Source organism: Anabaena sp. WA102 (assembly GCF_001277295.1).
In the GTDB taxonomy this organism is placed as follows: Bacteria; Cyanobacteriota; Cyanobacteriia; order Cyanobacteriales; family Nostocaceae; genus Dolichospermum; species Dolichospermum heterosporum.
On record NZ_CP011456.1, the window covers coordinates 2578393 to 2596698 of the forward strand.

Annotated in this window: 17 protein-coding genes; 11 read left to right on the forward strand and 6 right to left on the reverse strand. The window is 35.4% G+C overall.

Features of this window, described 5'->3' with window-relative positions:
- Positions 1 to 275 precede the first annotated feature (275 nt).
- The 5 genes from AA650_RS11095 (at position 276) to AA650_RS11115 (ending at position 5868) form a co-directional block, all read left to right on the forward strand.
- A complete protein-coding gene (locus AA650_RS11095) occupies positions 276 to 662 on the forward strand; it encodes a DUF4879 domain-containing protein (RefSeq protein WP_053539067.1) in 387 nt (128 codons plus the stop codon).
- Between the two features lie 102 nt (positions 663 to 764).
- Positions 765 to 1205 carry a hypothetical protein gene (locus AA650_RS11100; protein WP_053539068.1) on the forward strand — a complete coding sequence of 147 codons (441 nt, stop codon included), beginning with the start codon at positions 765 to 767 and terminating at the stop codon, positions 1203 to 1205.
- 133 nt (positions 1206 to 1338) lie between these two features.
- Positions 1339 to 2862 (forward strand): HlyD family efflux transporter periplasmic adaptor subunit, encoded by a 1524-nt coding sequence (locus AA650_RS11105; protein WP_053539069.1) that lies wholly within the window; start codon positions 1339 to 1341, stop codon positions 2860 to 2862.
- A 257-nt stretch (positions 2863 to 3119) separates the two neighbouring features.
- Positions 3120 to 4301 (forward strand): ABC transporter permease, encoded by a 1182-nt coding sequence (locus AA650_RS11110; RefSeq protein WP_053539070.1) that lies wholly within the window; start codon positions 3120 to 3122, stop codon positions 4299 to 4301.
- Positions 4302 to 4368: 67 nt separating this feature from the next.
- The gene (locus AA650_RS11115) at positions 4369 to 5868 is read left to right on the forward strand and encodes a TolC family protein (protein ID WP_053539071.1); all 1500 of its coding nucleotides are present in this window, start codon (positions 4369 to 4371) and stop codon (positions 5866 to 5868) included.
- A gap of 117 nt (positions 5869 to 5985) precedes the next feature.
- Here the strand turns inward: AA650_RS11115 and AA650_RS27855 are convergent, their stop codons facing one another.
- Positions 5986 to 6129 carry a hypothetical protein gene (locus tag AA650_RS27855; protein ID WP_199924472.1) on the reverse strand — a complete coding sequence of 48 codons (144 nt, stop codon included), beginning with the start codon at positions 6127 to 6129 and terminating at the stop codon, positions 5986 to 5988.
- Entirely contained in the window at positions 6104 to 6334 is a 231-nt protein-coding gene (locus AA650_RS11120) for a hypothetical protein (RefSeq protein ID WP_027400762.1), read from the reverse strand. The genes AA650_RS27855 and AA650_RS11120 overlap by 26 nt, the downstream gene beginning before the upstream one ends.
- A gap of 452 nt (positions 6335 to 6786) precedes the next feature.
- Between AA650_RS11120 and eno the strand changes: the two genes are divergently transcribed.
- Positions 6787 to 8076, forward strand: a complete 1290-nt coding sequence (gene eno, locus AA650_RS11125) for a phosphopyruvate hydratase (protein ID WP_015080223.1) — start codon at positions 6787 to 6789, stop codon at positions 8074 to 8076.
- 80 nt (positions 8077 to 8156) lie between these two features.
- On the opposite strand, the gene argC is transcribed toward eno, so the two are convergent.
- Complete coding sequence (gene argC, locus AA650_RS11130; protein ID WP_053539072.1) at positions 8157 to 9215, reverse strand: N-acetyl-gamma-glutamyl-phosphate reductase; 1059 nt, start codon at positions 9213 to 9215, stop codon at positions 8157 to 8159.
- A gap of 210 nt (positions 9216 to 9425) precedes the next feature.
- Between argC and AA650_RS11135 the strand changes: the two genes are divergently transcribed.
- Positions 9426 to 9647 carry a helix-turn-helix domain-containing protein gene (locus AA650_RS11135; protein ID WP_015080221.1) on the forward strand — a complete coding sequence of 74 codons (222 nt, stop codon included), beginning with the start codon at positions 9426 to 9428 and terminating at the stop codon, positions 9645 to 9647.
- Positions 9648 to 10478 carry a ScaI family restriction endonuclease gene (locus AA650_RS11140; protein ID WP_053539073.1) on the forward strand — a complete coding sequence of 277 codons (831 nt, stop codon included), beginning with the start codon at positions 9648 to 9650 and terminating at the stop codon, positions 10476 to 10478.
- Between the two features lie 21 nt (positions 10479 to 10499).
- Here the strand turns inward: AA650_RS11140 and AA650_RS11145 are convergent, their stop codons facing one another.
- Positions 10500 to 11351: a DNA-methyltransferase gene (locus AA650_RS11145; protein ID WP_053539074.1), complete on the reverse strand. Its 852-nt coding sequence runs from the start codon at positions 11349 to 11351 to the stop codon at positions 10500 to 10502.
- Between the two features lie 299 nt (positions 11352 to 11650).
- On the opposite strand from AA650_RS11145, the gene ribBA reads away from it, so the two are divergent.
- The 3 genes from ribBA to AA650_RS11160 all read left to right on the forward strand — a co-directional run bounded on the left by ribBA (position 11651) and on the right by AA650_RS11160 (position 15612).
- On the forward strand, positions 11651 to 13324 hold the full coding sequence (ribBA, locus tag AA650_RS11150) for a bifunctional 3,4-dihydroxy-2-butanone-4-phosphate synthase/GTP cyclohydrolase II (protein ID WP_053539075.1): 1674 nt from the start codon (positions 11651 to 11653) through the stop codon (positions 13322 to 13324).
- A 334-nt stretch (positions 13325 to 13658) separates the two neighbouring features.
- A complete protein-coding gene (locus tag AA650_RS11155; RefSeq protein ID WP_052149937.1) occupies positions 13659 to 15002 on the forward strand; it encodes an AAA family ATPase in 1344 nt (447 codons plus the stop codon).
- Complete coding sequence (locus AA650_RS11160; RefSeq protein ID WP_053539076.1) at positions 14977 to 15612, forward strand: RloB family protein; 636 nt, start codon at positions 14977 to 14979, stop codon at positions 15610 to 15612. The genes AA650_RS11155 and AA650_RS11160 overlap by 26 nt, the downstream gene beginning before the upstream one ends.
- Positions 15613 to 15747: 135 nt before the next feature.
- Here the strand turns inward: AA650_RS11160 and AA650_RS11165 are convergent, their stop codons facing one another.
- Both AA650_RS11165 and AA650_RS11170 read right to left on the reverse strand, forming a co-directional pair.
- The gene (locus AA650_RS11165; RefSeq protein WP_015080216.1) at positions 15748 to 16626 is read right to left on the reverse strand and encodes an Rpn family recombination-promoting nuclease/putative transposase; all 879 of its coding nucleotides are present in this window, start codon (positions 16624 to 16626) and stop codon (positions 15748 to 15750) included.
- 105 nt (positions 16627 to 16731) lie between these two features.
- Positions 16732 to 17589 carry a peptidoglycan recognition protein family protein gene (locus AA650_RS11170; protein ID WP_053539077.1) on the reverse strand — a complete coding sequence of 286 codons (858 nt, stop codon included), beginning with the start codon at positions 17587 to 17589 and terminating at the stop codon, positions 16732 to 16734.
- Between the last annotated feature and the right edge of the window lie 717 nt (positions 17590 to 18306).

Sequence of the window (18306 nt, forward strand, 5' to 3'; positions counted from 1 at the left end):
TTTTCAATGCTAATCTTTACCGCTTATTCACAGCTTTATGATCATGATATAGGTCGTGTTTCTTTGTAATTAATTTTACGTTGATATTGAATTTAGAATATCTGTTGAATTTCACCATAATTTCATAAATATGCCATTTTCATGAAGATTCAATACTCTTGGGTTGAGAAAAAATCAGTAGAAATGCGGGTGGTTTTTTTTAAGGAACGTGAAATAGTCAGTATAGAAAAATGACTTGTCAATAGTTAAACCATTAACCTCCAAAGGAGAATTATATGTTTCTAAAAAGACATAACAATCCAATCATAGTGACTATTTTGGGACTCTCAACTATAGGAATATCAGTTGCGGGTATGGAACAAGCTATATCTGCACCAGCACCCGCATTATCTCAGGTAAAGGTGATTGGTGTTAATCGCGTACCCCAGTTATGTGTTCAAACGCAAGAAGTTGGCTATGGAACAAATCAGATAGCACAGTTTAACGGAAATCGACTAACTGAAAGATCCTCTGCTCCCACGTTGGGAGCGGGACGAGTTGTAACTGGTTGGACAAGAGTCTGGTGTTACCAAGGCTCTTTTACATCTGGTACTTTTACCTTTCAGGCAACTTCAATAAACTTCCCCAGGAACACATTATCCACTAGGCTATATATCCGCTAGTAGAGGTTGGGAGGTATATTACTTTTTTTAACATACCTCTAAGATGCAAGGTTGGGTTGAGGAAGTGACATTTTTTAAACTGACAGGAGATTGATATTACCTATGAAACATTCCAACAAATTGTTTTCAGTGATGATTGGATTAATACTTTCTACAACAGCAGCAAAGGCACAGGCGGGAGTAGTAACCCAAGTTGTGGTAAAAAACCAGTTAAAACAGCCAGTATCGCTTGTTCCTTCTAGTGTGAGTCAAATTCTTGGTACTGGAAGTCCCCCAAATAAAATTATACCTGGTGCGACTCAAGCTTTCACGGTTATAAGTCCCTTTTCTAATATAGCAAGTATTCACTTCTCTTATACCACTGGCACTCAGGGATGTAGGTTTGGTACCTCTTTAACAACAACACCAACCTTGTTTGGTGGTCAGATTCCAAAGTGGACAAAGAATGGTTCACCGACAGGTTCTAATGTTACTTGTGATGCAAAAATTACATCTGTAAATTCAACTAATTATAGTTACACTGTTGAATTTACACTGCGTTAAAATGTGATATCCAATTTTTTTGCGTTAGGTTGAGCGTGAGCCAAACCCAACTACAAGTATTTGTGATAAATTTTTTGTAGAGACGTTGTATATAACATAACGTCTCTATTTTCAATTGTATTAATCAATAACAATGAAAAACTTTAAGTTCAAACCAGGATTTAAATGGTTGACCATATCGGCAAGTTTAACAAGTGTTTTTCTTGGGTGTTGGTTGATTTTTGCCATATTTACCCAAAGTAAAATTCAAAATATCCCCGTTCGCATAGTAACAGCTATTCAAGACAAAGTAGAAGATAAAATTACTGGTGAAAGTGGCATATTAAAATTAGATAATCAAAGAAATATTAAATCTTCAATCACAGGAACAGTAGAACAAGTTTTAGTCAAAATAGGGGATAAAGTTAAAAAAGATCAAATTTTAATCCGTCTGCGAGATACAGAAACACAAATTAAATTACAAGAATTTGCATCTGATTTGAAAGAGAAGAATTTACAACTTGTTGATAAACAATCATCTTTAAAAAGAGCAGAAAGTAAATTATTAGAAACTCAACAAGAATATAGAAATATTCAAAGTACCCATGGAAATGATATTAATAAGAAAAAAGATGAGAAAATACGGGAATTTCAAAAGCGTAAATTAGAAGTTACCAGAAAACAACAAGCATTAACTGTTAAAATAACCGATTTAAAAGAAGCAAAGATTAAATTACAAGAAAATAAACAACTTTTCGCTAAGGGGTTTATTTCGGAAACTGAATTAAAAGAGCAAGAAAAGAAAGTTATTCAAGCTGAAACAGATTTAAGTAATGCTAAAGATGAATTATCTTTAAGTAATTTAGATTTAGATCAACAGAAATTAGAATTACAAAGTTTTTGGCAAGATGTGAGAAATAACAAATCTGAACCTCAACAAAAATTGAAAGAAGCTAAATCTAAAGTTGACCAAACTGTACAAGAATTAAACCAAGCTAAATTAGCACTCAATCAAATTATGAGAGAAATAGAAAAACTCAAAATACAACGTCAAAAAATTGCTGAAGAATTAAGAAAAACAGTAATTACTTCTCCTATTGATGGTGTAATTCTCAATTTACAAGCAAAATTAGGTGATGTAATTGAACCGAAAGGAGATGTTTTAGTTATTGGTAATCCTGCTCAACAAATTGTGGAATTAAAGTTATCTCCTTTAGACGCAACTAAGGTTAAAATTAGACAACAAGCGGAAATTAGTATTATTGGTTTTCAATCACAGAAATTAACTGGTAAGGTTCAACAAATATCTTTATTAGCTGGAGATACCCAAAATAATAATCAAGGTGCAGATAATGTCAAAATTACAGCAATTGTGCGTTTAGATCAAGTTAATAAAAATATTGTTTCTGGAACTCCAGTCACAGTTGCGTTGATTATCGCTCAACGTAATAATGTGACAGTTATTCCTAGTGAAGCTATTCAAGAAAATGAATCAGAAACATTTGTTTGGATAAAAGATCAACAATCTAAGGCTTTTAAAAGAATAATTAAACCTGGTTTACAAGGATTAGATAATATTGAAATTAAATCAGGGTTAAAACCAGGAGATGAAATATTAATTCCCACTTTAGAAAATCCTTTAAATGAGGGAGATCATGTTGTCATAAAAATGCAGTAATAATATAATATTGTAGTCAAACCCATAGCCCGCCTGGGAATGAATTCCCAGTCTAATAGCAAAAGTCATCTGAAGATGACTAAATAAACATAAAACTCTTTAGTAAACTTTAGTTTACTTTGGTTATTAGCCCGGAAATTCATTTCTGGGCGGGTGTGGAAGCAAACAGATAAGCCATTTCTAACTTAAGTTGACACCTATGAGATTCTTCTAAAATCTTACCGATAATAAAGAATAAATTTAACATATTTATCCCCATGAACATCAATGATTTATTATCTTTAACATCTAGTTCTTTACGCAGTAATCCCTTGCGCTCATTTCTGAGTAGTTTAGGTGTATTTATGGGTGTATTTGCTGTGAGTGGAACATTACAAGTAAGCGATATTGGAAAAATATATTTAAAGACGCAATTACAAAAAATGGAATCTCCGCAAATTTCTATTCAAGCTCCCTATAACTCGGTTACGTCTCAACAAAAAAAATATCAAAGCGAAGATTTAGAATGGTTAAAAACCAAATTATCTGGTTGGAAATATATTGCTCCTGTACAAAATAGTGGTAGTGATGCTATTTTTTTGGGAACTCAAAAAATCAATGTGGAAAGTCAAGCAGTAACACCAGATTTCTTACCTATTTCGGGAAGGAAATTAATTGCTGGTAAGTTTTTTACAGTTAATGATTTGCAGCAAACCCGTTCTGTTGTTGTTATAGATCGATTACTCGCACAAAAACTATTTAAAGGTAAAAATTCATTGGGAAAAATGATTTATTTTCAAAATAAGTCTTATTATATTCAAGGTGTTATTCAAACTAGAAAAAGTAATACTTGGGGAGAGGAACAAGGATTGATACTGATTCCTTTATCTGTTTATCAATCTCTCAAATCAAGTCCTTTTTTTGATAAAATTACTATTACTCCTAAGAATCCAGAAAATATAGAACAACTGCAAAATCAAGCAATTAACACTTTAAAGAAAAGATTCCCTAATGTAGATATTTACGCTTCTAGCAATGTTGAAGAGGTGAAAAGTTTAGAAAAAGTCTTAAATGGTGTGACTATTATTCTCTTACTTATTGGGAGTATTTCTTTATTTGTGGGGGGTGTGGGAATTGCTAATATTACTATAGCATCAGTTGTGGAACGGACTCCAGAAATAGGTTTAAGACGCGCTATTGGTGCTACACAAAAAAATATTTTAATTCAGTTTTTACTTGAAGCAACTTTTATTAGTATGACAGGAGGAATACTTGCAATAGTTACTGTACAAGGAATTACAACTATAACTGTAACTCTCTTGAATTTACCCTATCAAATCAGTTATGAAACTCCTTTAGTTTCTCTCAGTTCTGCTATTATGGTAGGGATCATTTCTAGCTTTTTACCTGCGCTGAGAGCTAGTAAATTAGATCCTGTTGAGGCTTTACGCTCTCAATAAGTAAGGTTTAGAATAATGTTAATGTTGGGTTTCCTTGCGTCAACCCAACCTACTTAATTTTTTTACTATGAATCGTTTTTTATTACCAATATCATCTTTACTCTTGATTTTCCTATTTCCGGGTTTAGGAAAATCTCAAAATATAGCTAATCCACCAAGTTTACCAAAATCTAATTCTGATTTACAATTACTATTAAATAACTCTAGTCAGGAGTTACCCTTAAAATTAGCTGATTCTGTTTATTTAGCTTTACAAAATAATCGAGATTTAAAAATAGCTTACCTCCAACGTATTTTAGATCAAAAACAATTAGCTGAAACTGAATCTCAATTTAATCCAACTTTTACACCACAGCTATCTTTAAATTTGAATAATAATCAAACTGGTAGTAATATCAATAATAATACAACTGCTCTTTTAGGTGCTAATTTTAATTTAAAAATTCCTACAGGTGGTAATTTAAGTTTAACATGGCAAGGACAAAATCTTTTATCTCGTACTAGCTCATTAGATACTTCCTCAAATACAAATACTCTAAGTCAAAGTGTCAATCTTAATTTTAGTCAACCTTTATTAAAGGCTTTTGGTACACAATTAAATACTCTGAGTATTCAAAGAGCGAAATTGACAGAAAATGCAAATATTTTAAATATAAAAAATACTACTTCTCAAGCAATTACTAATACTATAGTTAGTTATAGAAGTTTATTGTTAGCTCAGGAAAGATTAAAAATTGAACAATTATCTTTTGCTAATGCTAAAAAAGATTTAGATAGATTACAAGCATTATTTGAATTTGGGAGAATTCCTAAAAATGATCTGGTTGAGCGTCAAGCTGATATTGCTCAACAAGAAGTAAATTTACTGAATACACAATCAAGTTTAGAACAAGCAATTTCTGAATTAACTAAAACTATAGATTTACCCATAACGAAAAAACTAATTGCTATGGAAAAACCTGATCCTCCAACAAGTTTAAATTTACCAGCTTTTACAGAAATGCTAGAATTAGCTAAAGCGAATAATACTGGTTATCTTGCTGCTGTTAATGCTGTGGAAAATGCTAAATTTGGGATAAGAGAATCTAAAAATCAACAACAATTAGATTTAAAATTAAACGTGAGTTATGGGTTTAATAGTGCTTCTAATACTCAAGATACAAATAATTTAAGTTCGTCTTTAGTATTAAATCGTGAATTTGGTAATCTTAGTCAAGATAATGCGGTAGTTAAAAGTGAGATTAGCTTACAAAATGCTAATTACACTCTAGCAAAAACTCAGGATAATTTGAATGAGGAGTTGAAAAATAAAACTCGTAATGTAAAAGATACTTTTAAGCAGATTGAATTAGCACAGCAAGCACGAAAGTTAGCAGCATCAAAAGTGATAAATGCTAAGGAAAGAATGAGATTAAGTAGTAATATTTCAATGACGGATATTATTAACTTTGAAAAAAGTTTAGTTGATGCTCAAAATCAAGAACTTAATGCTATCATTAATCATCTTAATAGTATCACTCAACTAGAACAGTTTTTGGGAATTACTCTGAGTAAATGGGTTAAATAATGCGATTATAGCGTTTCCCAGTCTAATGAAGTACACACCAATTTATTCCCTTTTCCCTGTTCCCTAAAACGAAAAAACTTTGTACCTGACGAGCATGGGAACGGCTATAAACAATTCCTATTCATCATCTTCTATATCTTTTCTAATCTCTTCCAGATGATCATAATAATAAGCCAATGCTGCATGAACCTCCGCTAAAGTAATACGAGCATCAATGCCAATAACAACCGTATAGTTAATATTTTCGTTTAAGTTGCTCAACAGAAATTACCTTACCTTCTTTAACATTTTCTTTCGCTTTAGCAAAATCTTCTTTAAATCCTTGAATTTTCAATAACTCTTCAGTAGCATCATTATCTTGTCTATCTGCCAAATACGCCAAAAAATCAACAGCCACTAATAATCTTTCTGGTGACAGTTTATCAACATATTCTTGAATTTGTTGACGAATTTCTACTGTATTCATAAATAATCTTTGCTATTTTCTGAAAATTATAACATACAAAAATGTAGAAATATCTGTCTGATAGCGTAGCGTGGCGTAGCCATATCAGGATATCCAGGATTTGAGGATTGTCAGGATTTTGTACCTAAATATTAAAAATAGCAACTAATTTCTTCAGAAACAGTCAAGCAGTATAAATAATCCTGTACATCCTTTAATCCTGAGCATCCTGATTCTGACAAAATAAAGTATCAATAAATAATCCTGTACATCCTTTAATCCTGAATATCCTGATTCTGACAAACTCCATGTTTCCTTCCATACTCAGCGAGCATTACCACCCTTCACGATTGGAAATCTTCTTTAATGTCAGCCGATTTTCCCCCAGAAACACATAAACTAGCGATTGGGTTATTAGTAAACTGTAAAGGTTAAACCCTGACGACATACTCAAAATCAAGGACAAACCACGAATGACTAAATTTCTAGACACCGCGATTGAAGCCATTGTCTCCCGCGAAATCCTCGACTCACGGGGAAGACCTACCCTAGAAGCAGAAGTACATTTAGCTGGTGGTGCAGTCGGACTAGCTCAAGTTCCTAGCGGTGCTTCCACAGGCACATTTGAGGCTCATGAACTGCGAGATGGGGATAAAAGCCGTTATGGTGGTAAAGGAGTCCTCACGGCGGTAAAAAACGCCAATGAGATATTAGCACCCAAATTATTAGGTTTGGATGTCCTCAACCAAGAACTGTTAGACCGGACAATGATTGCTACAGATGGTTCAGCTAACAAATCTAACTTAGGTGCAAATGCCATTTTAGGTATTTCCTTAGCAGCAGCCAAAGCAGGTGCAGCAGCTTTAGATATTCCTCTCTATCGCTATTTGGGTGGACCTTTGGCGAATTTATTGCCAGTCCCCTTAATGAATGTGATCAACGGTGGAGCGCACGCATCTAATAACGTTGACTTTCAAGAGTTTATGATTGTCCCTATCGGTGCGCCTTCTTTCAAAGAAGCTTTGCGTTGGGGTGCGGAAGTATTTGCGACTCTCAGCAAAGTGTTAGATGATAAAGGTTTGCTGACAGGTGTAGGTGATGAAGGTGGTTTTGCACCTAACCTAGAATCTAACCAAGTGGCTTTAGAATTGTTGGTAGCTGCAATTAAACAAGCTGGTTACAAACCGGGTGAAGAAGTAGCTTTAGCCTTAGACGTGGCTGCAAGTGAATTTTACAAAAATGGGCAATATGTTTATGATGGTAAACCCCATAGTCCTGTTGAATTTATTGATTATTTAGGTCAGTTGGTTGACCAATATCCGATTGTTTCCATTGAAGATGGTTTACATGAGGAAGATTGGCAAAGTTGGCAATTACTAACTCAGAAAATTGGCTCAAAAGTACAATTAGTCGGTGATGATTTATTTGTAACTAACGCTACCCGCTTACAAAAAGGCATTGAACAAAAAGCCGCTAACTCGATTTTGATTAAGTTGAATCAAATCGGTTCTCTAACTGAAACTTTGGAAACCATTGATTTAGCCACTCGCAACGGTTTCCGTTCAGTAATTAGCCATCGTTCTGGTGAAACTGAAGATACAACAATTGCTGATTTGGCTGTAGCTACCCGCGCCGGTCAAATTAAAACCGGTTCTCTATGTCGTAGTGAACGAGTAGCAAAATACAATCGCCTCCTCCGCATTGAGCATGAATTAGGCGATCGCGCTGTCTATGCTGGTACTGTTGGTTTAGGACCAAAATAGGCAATTGGTGATTGGTAATTGGTGATTGGTGATTGTAAACAGCATTACCCATTACCCATTACCCATTACCCATTACCGAATTAAGGATAAAACCCAACTTTAGGTAATCCCAAGGTTTCATCCCAGCCTAACATCAGGTTCATACACTGAATTGCTTGTCCGGCTTGGCCTTTAATCAGGTTGTCAATGGCTGACATGACGATAACGCGCCCGGTGCGGGGGTCAACTTCTATACCTATGTAACAACTGTTACTGCCACACGCCCATTTTGTTTGGGGATAAGTGCCACTATTGCAGATTTTCACCCAAGGGGAATTACGGTAAAAGGCGTTATAGATGGTAATGAGGTCATCACGGACTAAACCAGGGTCGCGCATGGTGGCGTACACAGTGGCTAAAATCCCCCGCACCATCGGGATGAGATGGGGTGTAAATTGGATTTTTACCTCATGTCCTGCCAATTCACTACAAATCTGCTCAATTTCTGGGGTGTGGCGGTGTCTACCAACGTTATAAGCACCCAGAGAGTTATCAGCTTCGGCTAACAACAGGTTGACTTTGGCTTGTCTGCCGCCTCCAGATGTGCCGGATTTGGCATCAATGATGGCTGTTTCGGGAACTATTAAACCTTGTTTTAACAGTGGGGACAATGCCAGTAAACTGGCTGTAGGATAGCAACCGGGACAGCCAATTAGATTTGATTCGGCAATGCGATCGCGGTACAATTCTGGTAAACCATATACTGCTGTGGCTGCTGTCGAGCGATCGCTTCTTTCTGTACCATACCAATCTGTATAAGTTTTCAAATCACCAAAGCGATAATCAGCACTCAGATCCAGGACCTTGCAGCCTTTTTCTATAAGTTGAGGAGCAATTTGGCAAGCTAGTCCATTCGGTAAAGACAGAAATACCACTTCACAACGACTAGCAATAACTTCCGGTTCTACCGCCTCAATGGGCAAATTCACTATATTAGCGAAATGTGGGTACAGGTCAGCAAAGGATTTACCCGTGCTGCTTTCACCACCTAAATAAACAATTTCCACTTCAGGATGATCCATCAGCAGTCGGACTAGCTGCACTCCGCCATACCCTGACGCGCCAACAATTCCAACTGGTACGCGTCTTAAATTTCCCATGATCTTAAATCCTTATCCACTTTTAGTTATCTATTATCAATCATCAGCAGTCAAGCTACTAACTAATTACTAATGACTTTTGATTGAACTTTCGCAGCATTGTATAGCAAAGCGGATCTTTTAGCGTACCTATAATCACAAATATCTTTAAAAAATAATCACACTCATAGTGTGTAGAAAATCAGTACCACTAAAGATTATGTTTGCTATGTGACAGAAAATTCTCAACTTCAAAAATTTGGCGAATATATTCGCACAATCAGAAAAGCGCAAAATCTTTCTCAAGAACAGTTAGCAGAACTGTCAGGACTACATCGCAACTATATCGGTGGTGTTGAACGTGGTGAAAGAAATATTGCTTTGTTAAATATTATCCGTATTGCTCAGGCTCTGGGAATATCACCCAGTGAATTATTAAAAGGTTTAGATTAAATGGTATTTCCTTATGCCAGTATTCCAGTTGAAAAATGGGCAGATAAAACAAAAGAACTGATAGAAGAACATCCTCTCAAGCCAAATGTTATTAGAGAGGTTGCTTTAAAGAGTTGGCAGCTTTTATGGCAAACAAAAATAGGAGAGGAAGACACATATTTGAGCCTGGCAGAAATTGATCCACCAGCTATTATGGTGGGTTATTTTTTTGAAAAACTATTTGCCAAAGAATTGCAAAAGCGTTATCCAGAAGAATGGAGAGGAACACAATGTAAAGATGAAAAAGATATTGTTTATCTAAAGGATACAAGATATTCAATAGAGATAAAAACTTCTGGTCAGCTTGGCACAAAAATTTTTGGAAATCGCAGCTATGGTCAAAAAGCAAAAGATGAAAATAATGAGGAGCTTGCTAAAAAAGAAAAGTCTGGTTATTATATTACAGCTAATTTCTACCAGCAAAGTTTAACATTATTAAGATTCGGTTGGATAGATCATGAAGACTGGAATGCACAAAAATCAGCAACAGGTCAGGCATCTGGTTTAGATCAAAAAGTCTATGAGCATAAACTTTTTACAATATCAGGAGAATATATTTTAGATTCTCCTGTTAATTTATTATGTAAAGTTGGTGATGTAATTGCGAATGAGATGAATAAGGAAGGAATAAAAATTATTCAGGAATTAAGTGATTATCAAGGTAATAATCAAACTGTTAAAAAAGCCAAAGTGCAGGAAAAATATCACAATATACTTAAATTGAATTCAGGGATTGAAAAATTTGCACTGGGCAAAAACATAATAAATAGTGTTTGGTGGTGGTTAACTTAAAAATATAAAATTACTTTTATTTTATAGAAATAAAGACATTTGTTCTACTTGACAACTTTGTTCTTTCAAAAAAGTTTCAATTCTATTAGCAGCAATATCACAGTAATCTTGACGAATTTCAAAACCAATTACTAGCCGATTTAAATCTAAAGCTACCATAGCAGTAGTACCTGAACCCAAAAATGGATCTAGGATAATTTGATTTTGATTTGAAGATGCTTGAATTATTCTTTGAATGACAGCAGAGGGAAACTGTGCTGGGTGTGGTGTTCTTTCTTTTGAAGATCGGTTTTGTCCAGAAGTTACTTTCGGAAATTCCCAAACATCAGTGGGATTTTTACCTAAAGGATTAACCCTGATTTTACCATTCTTTTTTTGATTGGGATATTTAACATTAGGATCACGAATATCGTCAAGATTAAAAGTATAAGCTTCTGAATTTTTCACATACCACAAAAATTTCTCATTTCTAGGTGAAAAGAACTTACTTCCTGCGACTCCAGCACCATAATTCCAAACAATTTCCTGAATTAAATAAAAAGGAATTTTATCCCAAAGCAAATATGAAATAGGAATTGCTTTAGCACGATTTTTAATAGATAAATAACCTAAATTTAGCCAAAAAGCTCCATCACATAAAGTCAGACGATAAACTTCTTTTATCCATTGTTCACACCAATTTATATAATCGTCTAATGGCAATAAATTTTCATATTCTTTACCAATGTTATACGGTGGACTGGTGACAGTTAAATTAATTGATTCATCTGGTAAAATTGTCATCGCCTCTAAACAATCTAAATTGTAAATGAGACAATTAGACGCTTGAAAGTAGGGTTTACCTAGTAATTTACTTATATCAGTCAAATTCATAGCTTAATAATCTGTGTATATGGTACTCTAAACTGCTGATAGTATATATGAACTACTTTATTAGCAAGTAACAGTTTAAGTAGGTGAACGGAAAAAAACCGAAATATGTAACGAAAAGTAAAATCGCCCAAACCCTCTTCACCCTTGCCTCTTGCCTCTTGCCTCTTGCCTTGTCATAACGACGATTTTCAATGCTAACCTACTTAGGTATCTCACAAAAGCTCTAATTCCGATAAACAAGCTACAATCTAAAATAAGAAATTGTTAAAAAACTTTACGTTGATAGCTGGAAATTTTCTGTGTCACAGTCTAATATTACCCAAACCTTTAAATTTGATTCTATTGATGCCGCTTTGGCCGATCTCAAAGCTGGTCGTGTCATCGTTGTCGTAGATGACGAAAATCGAGAAAATGAAGGCGATTTAATTTGCGCCGCCCAATTTGCCACCCCGGACATGATCAACTTCATGGCTGTAGAAGCCAGAGGACTGATTTGTTTGGCAATGACAGGCGATCGCCTCGATGAACTAGACTTACCATTAATGGTCAGCACACTCACGGATACTAACCAAACCGCCTTTACAGTTAGTATTGATGCCGGACCCCATTTAGGCGTTAGTACCGGCATTTCCGCCGAAGACCGCGCCCGCACGATCCAAGTCGCCCTCAACCCAGGCACCAAACCGGAAGAATTACGCCGTCCAGGTCATATTTTTCCCCTGCGGGCTAGACCGGGAGGCGTACTCAAACGGGCAGGACATACAGAAGCCGCTGTAGACCTATCCCGATTGGCGGGACTGTATCCAGCCGGGGTAATTTGTGAAATTCAAAACCCCGATGGTTCAATGGCGCGATTAAATCAGTTAGTCGAATATGCCAAAAATCATCACCTCAAAATTATTAGCATTGCCGATTTAATCAGTTATCGTCTCCAAAACGATCGCCTAATATACAGAGAAATCATTACCAAACTCCCCAGCCAGTTCGGTCAATTTGATATTTACGGCTACCGTCACACCCTAGATAATACAGAACACGTTGCCATTGTCAAGGGAGATCCGGCAAATTTCCGAGATGAAGCTGTGATGGTGCGAATGCACTCGGAATGTTTAACAGGAGATGCTTTAGGTTCTCTGCGCTGTGACTGTCGGATGCAGTTACAAGCCGCATTAAAAATGATTGAAAATGCTGGTCAAGGTGTCGTTGTTTACCTACGTCAGGAGGGACGGGGCATAGGTTTAGTTAACAAGTTGAAAGCCTATTCTTTGCAGGATATGGGACTAGATACAGTGGAAGCAAATGAGCGGTTAGGATTTCCCGCTGATTTGCGTGATTATGGCATGGGGGCGCAAATTCTCATGGATTTGGGTATTAAAAAAATTCGTTTGATCACTAATAATCCCCGTAAAATCGCTGGTGTTAAAGGTTATGGATTAGACGTGGTAGATCGTGTTCCCCTCTTAATTGAGTCTAATGATTTTAATTCCTATTACCTAGCTACTAAAGCTAAGAAATTGGGACATATGCTGTTACAAACTTATCTAGTTACAGTAGCGATACATTGGCAAGATGAACCAGAATCCGTCACCGGACGCTATGAACGACTAGAGAAAATACGGTATTTATCCAAAAATCAACATTTATTGTTACAGGAAGAAGCCCGTCCATTGGGAATCGCTTTATTTGATCAACCCTCTTTAACTGTACATTTGGGTTTTGACCAAGCTAATATTGCTGAATCCAATTGGTATCAACAAAAAGGTCATCCTTACCTGCAAGCAATCTGCCAGATTTTAGATGAAATTGCAACTTTACCCTATATTCAGAAAATGGAATTTCTGATTGCGACAGGTAGCGATCCTTTGAGTAATTTGCAGGTACAACTAGACAGGCAAACTTTCTCTGATGGTGTCCTGCCTTCATCTTTGAGAGATAACTTGCAGACACAGCACATTTACAGTTTTAGTAAGTAAAATTTCCTGAATTTACACACATTGATAATAGCTTTAGTTTTATAACTAGAGCTATTTGTTCATTATTTATGTATGCTTGAATAACCCCACAAATAAAAGTTGCTATCAACTAGACATTAGCACAGTACAAAAAGTATAATTTTTACTATTTATAATAATTTGTGGGTTATATAGAACTCGTATTTGATTTTTGAAAAAAATTAGGTATTGTAGGGTGCGTCAGATATGACAAATCTGTTTATTGATAGAATTTATGCAGTCTGACGCACCCTACGTATCTTTTCATAAATCAAATATTATTCCTATATGCAGATAACCAACTAAGAAGAAAGTCATGCTTGTAGAATTTAGTGTAGAAAATTATCGTTCCATCCAAGAAAAGCAAACATTAAGTATGGTAGCTGCTGAAGACGCAACCATGCTAGAAAGTAATACTTTTCCTATCCCTAACAATAATGATTTACGCTTAGTTACAAGTGCTGCTATATATGGTCCTAACGCTTCCGGTAAAAGCAATTTACTCAAAGCTATGCAAGTCCTAAAAAATCTTGTCATTAAATCAGCTAGTAGAATGCAAACTGGTGATAAATTACCTGTTGAACCATTTAGATTAAATAGTGAATCAGCAAAAAAGCCTAGTAGTTTTGAAATAATTTTTATTCGTGATGATATTCGTTATGAATATGGAGTTTCTTTAAATCGAGAACGAATATTTGAAGAGTGGTTAATTGCTTATCCAAATGAAGTTCAACAAAACTGGTTTTCTCGTGAATATCTGCCAGATAATCCAGAATTAAAAGTAGACGAAGGATATAAATGGTCTTTTGGTAAAGGATTAAAAGGGGAAAAAAAACGTATTCAAAGATTTGTTCGTTCTAATTCTTTATTTATATCTCATGCTGCACAAAATAATCATCCTCAATTAACAGAGGTATTTGATTTTTTTGAGAATGAAATAAATATGTTTTCTTTAACAGAACGTCAACTTAGAGAATTTAATTTTAGTATTAGAATGTGTGAAGAAGATAATAAGTTTCGTGAGCAGATTGTTAATTTGCTGAGTGAAGCTGATATTGGTATTTCAGATATAAGGTTTGAAAGTGAACCAATGGATGATAATATAAAATTGGTGGCTCAAAATCTTTTTAGCGAAGAATTTGAAGTAAGAAAGAATGCTAATAATTTATTAGAAATAGACTTCATGAAAGTGATAACTATTCATAAAATGAATGATTCTAACAGTGAAATAGAATTGGAAATGAGTGATGAATCTGCGGGAACAAAACGTTTATTTAATATAGCAGGATATTTATTATGGGTATTAGAATATGGAGAAGTATTAATAATAGATGAATTAGATAGAAGTTTACATCCACTTCTTTCTAAAGCATTAATAAAAATGTTTAATAATCCAGAAATTAATAAAAACAATGCTCAATTAATCTTTACAACTCATGATACTACATTATTAGATGATGAAACATTCAGACCTGACCAAATATGGTTTACTGAGAAAGATAACAGCATGACTAAACTATATTCATTGTTTGATTTTCGACCTCGTGAACATGAATCTTTACAAAAAGGTTATCTACTAGGTCGTTATGGTGCTATTCCTTTTATTAATGGGTTCAAGGGAGGGAGTGAAAAACATGAGAAAGGGAAAATCGACAAATAATTTAAAACGAAGTTCAGAGAATAAAAATCCTAGAGGATACTTTTTAATTGTAGTTGAGGGTGAACAAACAGAATATAATTACTTCGAGTCTCTAAAACGTGAACTTAAATTATCAACAACTGACGTTAAAATAGTTCCCGCTTATGGTGGAGATCCTCTGGAGATTGTAACTACAGCTTATGATCTATCTCAACAAAAACAATATGATCAAGTATTTTGTATATTTGATGATGATAATAAACCGGATAAATATAAACAAGCTCTCAGCACAGCAAAAAAATATAATGTTGAATCTATAACATCAATACCCTGTTTTGAATTTTGGTTTTTACTCCATTGTTGTTATACTACCAGTCCCTTTAGTAGTTACAAAGAATTACGTCCAAAGCTAGAATCAGAAATGAGAAAAGAGGGTATTCTCCAAAAAGGAGAAACTTATAATAAAAGTGATAGATTACTATATGAAAAACTTAAACCCAATCAAGAAAAAGCAATTATTCATGCTATTAAACTAGAAAATAATCATCCCAACGAAGATGGATGTACCAAACCATCAACAAGAGTACATATTCTAATTGATAAATTGCAAAAACAAAAAAACTTTGAATGACCAATTATTTATTAGCAGTATTAACGCTTCTTAACTGGCGAAAAAATGTAATTTGGGAAATAGGTAAGTTTTTAGTTTTCACCTATTCCCTTTTTTCTTAACTAGCAACTTACGCGAATATTCAGCCCAAATAATTTAATTTACCCGCCCTTTTAACCAAGTTTGGATATCAGCAAAGCTGGTAAAATCTAACAATGCTTCGCTCAAATCTTCGAGAACCGGCAAAGGTAAACTAGAAATTGAGGAACGCATTTCCTCAGAGATTTTTCCAAACCGCTTAGTCAACAGTCGAATAATCACATTAACAGTTGCTTCCTCTCGTCCTTCTTCTCGTCCTTCCTCTCGTCCTTCCTCTCGTCCTTCTTCCTTAATTTCTTGGTAAACTCTAGTTTCCTTGAGTGTTATTCCTAGCATAGACTCTACCTCCATTCGGCTAAGTTTTTCAAACTTGTACACCATGATAGTCGTGATCATCTCTATTATGGCGCGACTTGATGGTTGAGGATCTTCTTCACGGGTTCTTATTAACAAATCCCGTGCTGCTGCTGGCGCTTGTTCTTCCTCCACCGTAGTCAATACCATCAATGCTACCCATAGAGGTAATTGACGAATATCCCCCAATTCATTCAAATACACTCTATGTACTTGTTCACCTTTTAGTAAGGTTCTATGAGGGTAAATGTCCCTTTGTTCGGTATTGCGAGATGGATATATTATAACTGCTTGCCAGTCACTAAATCTAACGCGGTTGCGATAGAAATATAGTGAAGATTCTGCAAATACTCTTTCATAAAGTTGTTCATCTTTTTGAAACTGCACCTCACAGAAATACACAATCCCAGCACCTTCATTTTCTGGGGGGAGAAATACTCCATCTATTTCAAACTTGGGTTCTTTGACAGCTACCGAATCAAATCGGTAAGCATCTGCATTTATGGGTGGATTTGTCAACAGTTCAAATAGCAAAGTTGGAGACTGTTGAAATAGTTTATAGAAAATGGAGTCTCGACGCATGAAGCATTCTATCTATTTGTTAAATATCCTCTAAATTTAATCACATTATTTGAGATTCTGCATAAGTTTTAACTAAATTAAATGTTCAGAATTTTGTTTTGCTAACTAATTGAAAGTTTGTAATTGCCGAAAAGAATGCAATTTATTGATAAACTTTTCACCATCAAAACTCAAAGGATCAACCTTCCCATTCCCCACATCTACAGCACGATGAGTAGTAATTCTCTCATCAGGAACTTGACTTTGAGCAATTAACCAAGCTAAAGAATTATATTGAGCCTCTGTATATCCTGAATGTGATTCTATATTACTTTTACCCCAAGCATCGGTCGGGGTTTCTAGGGATACATGATAGGCAAAATTATTGACAGATGGGGGTAAATTGGGATTAGTTTGCACCGTTTCCACACCATTAGCGCCTTTAAAAACCGAATTACCAGCACCAAAAGCGCGTTTTTCTGGAGGAACTAAATAAATAACTTTTCCCTCTAAAGTAATGATGGCATGATAACTGGCTTGAACACTTTCATCATCATGGCGTGTTTGAAAAAAATTAATGGCACTAGAAGTAGAATTAGTAGTTTCATGAAGGACAATAATGGCTTGATTATTAAACGGGACACCATTAATATCTGCTGTATAGCGATCGCCATAATTGCTAGGATCAACCTTAACCTGGGCAAACTTAGGTCTATAATTAGCAAAATCCCTAGTAGTTATATATAGAGGATTAATTTTATTCATCTTTGTGGGAGATGGTCTTAATTTTTGCTTATTTTCTGGCTTAGTTACTGCTGATTGTAATTGCCCTGGTGAATACTGATTCCACGTTGTCACCTCTGAAGTGGATGCAATTGTTTGATTGTGTTTTTGTCTTGCACCCCCAATAAATACAGCCAGAATCAGGGTAGCTAACATCAAAAAAATCAGGATGACTCTAGTTGCCCAAGCTCTAAATTTCATATTTTTTATAGAAAATCGGTAATATAGTGTGCTGATTGTCAATATTCATGGGTGAAGGCAAGCAGGGGGGTAGGGGAGGTAGGGGAGGTGGGGGAGGTAGGGGAGGTGGGGGAGGTAGGGGAGGTAGGGGGGGTAGGGGAGGTAGGGGGGGTAGGGGAGGTAGGGGGGTAGGGGAGGTGGGGGAGGGAAGAACAGAGGTTTTTTTTCGATCATTACCCGTCAAAATAAATTTGACAAACTACTAGTAACAATTATACCTGCTGACAAGTACAAAGTGCCTGAATTGGCTAACTAGGGCTTGCTGAAAAAACGTAAACCGTAAATGAATCAAAGGTTTGAGGTTGATAAAAAGGAAAATAGGTGCAAGGTTTTTGAGGGGGTAGTACCAAAACGGAGTATTTTACCTCTAATAAACTTAAAAGTTTGGGGATGACAGATAGCTGAAACTGTCACCTGTCAACTGTCACCTGTCAACTGTCACCTGTCACCTCCCTTCACGAGAAGACTTATTCAGCAAACCCTAACTAATGATAATGATAAGATTTTCCAATGAAGCTGAGAAAAATCTCAGCCTATTTTTGACTAGAGATGTTGTCCACAAGATTGATTTAATCAGGTTCTTGATTATTTCTGATCTTTGGCAGTCCTCATATTGACTAATTGATCAGGTTAAGAGAAACTTATAATTAACGAAGGTAAATACTAGTGAAAATAATA

Coding starts and splice junctions, on each gene's coding strand:
- AA650_RS11160 (WP_053539076.1), top strand. CDS start 14,977: ATGAGAAAGGGAAAATCGACAAATAATTTAAAACGAAGTTCAGAGAAT.
- AA650_RS11095 (WP_053539067.1), top strand. CDS start 276: ATGTTTCTAAAAAGACATAACAATCCAATCATAGTGACTATTTTGGGA.
- AA650_RS11155 (WP_052149937.1), top strand. CDS start 13,659: ATGCTTGTAGAATTTAGTGTAGAAAATTATCGTTCCATCCAAGAAAAG.
- eno (WP_015080223.1), top strand. CDS start 6,787: ATGACTAAATTTCTAGACACCGCGATTGAAGCCATTGTCTCCCGCGAA.
- AA650_RS11170 (WP_053539077.1), bottom strand. CDS start 17,589: ATGAAATTTAGAGCTTGGGCAACTAGAGTCATCCTGATTTTTTTGATG.
- AA650_RS11120 (WP_027400762.1), bottom strand. CDS start 6,334: ATGAATACAGTAGAAATTCGTCAACAAATTCAAGAATATGTTGATAAA.
- AA650_RS11100 (WP_053539068.1), top strand. CDS start 765: ATGAAACATTCCAACAAATTGTTTTCAGTGATGATTGGATTAATACTT.
- AA650_RS11140 (WP_053539073.1), top strand. CDS start 9,648: ATGGTATTTCCTTATGCCAGTATTCCAGTTGAAAAATGGGCAGATAAA.
- AA650_RS11165 (WP_015080216.1), bottom strand. CDS start 16,626: ATGCGTCGAGACTCCATTTTCTATAAACTATTTCAACAGTCTCCAACT.
- AA650_RS11145 (WP_053539074.1), bottom strand. CDS start 11,351: ATGAATTTGACTGATATAAGTAAATTACTAGGTAAACCCTACTTTCAA.
- AA650_RS11110 (WP_053539070.1), top strand. CDS start 3,120: ATGAACATCAATGATTTATTATCTTTAACATCTAGTTCTTTACGCAGT.
- AA650_RS11115 (WP_053539071.1), top strand. CDS start 4,369: ATGAATCGTTTTTTATTACCAATATCATCTTTACTCTTGATTTTCCTA.
- AA650_RS11105 (WP_053539069.1), top strand. CDS start 1,339: ATGAAAAACTTTAAGTTCAAACCAGGATTTAAATGGTTGACCATATCG.
- argC (WP_053539072.1), bottom strand. CDS start 9,215: ATGGGAAATTTAAGACGCGTACCAGTTGGAATTGTTGGCGCGTCAGGG.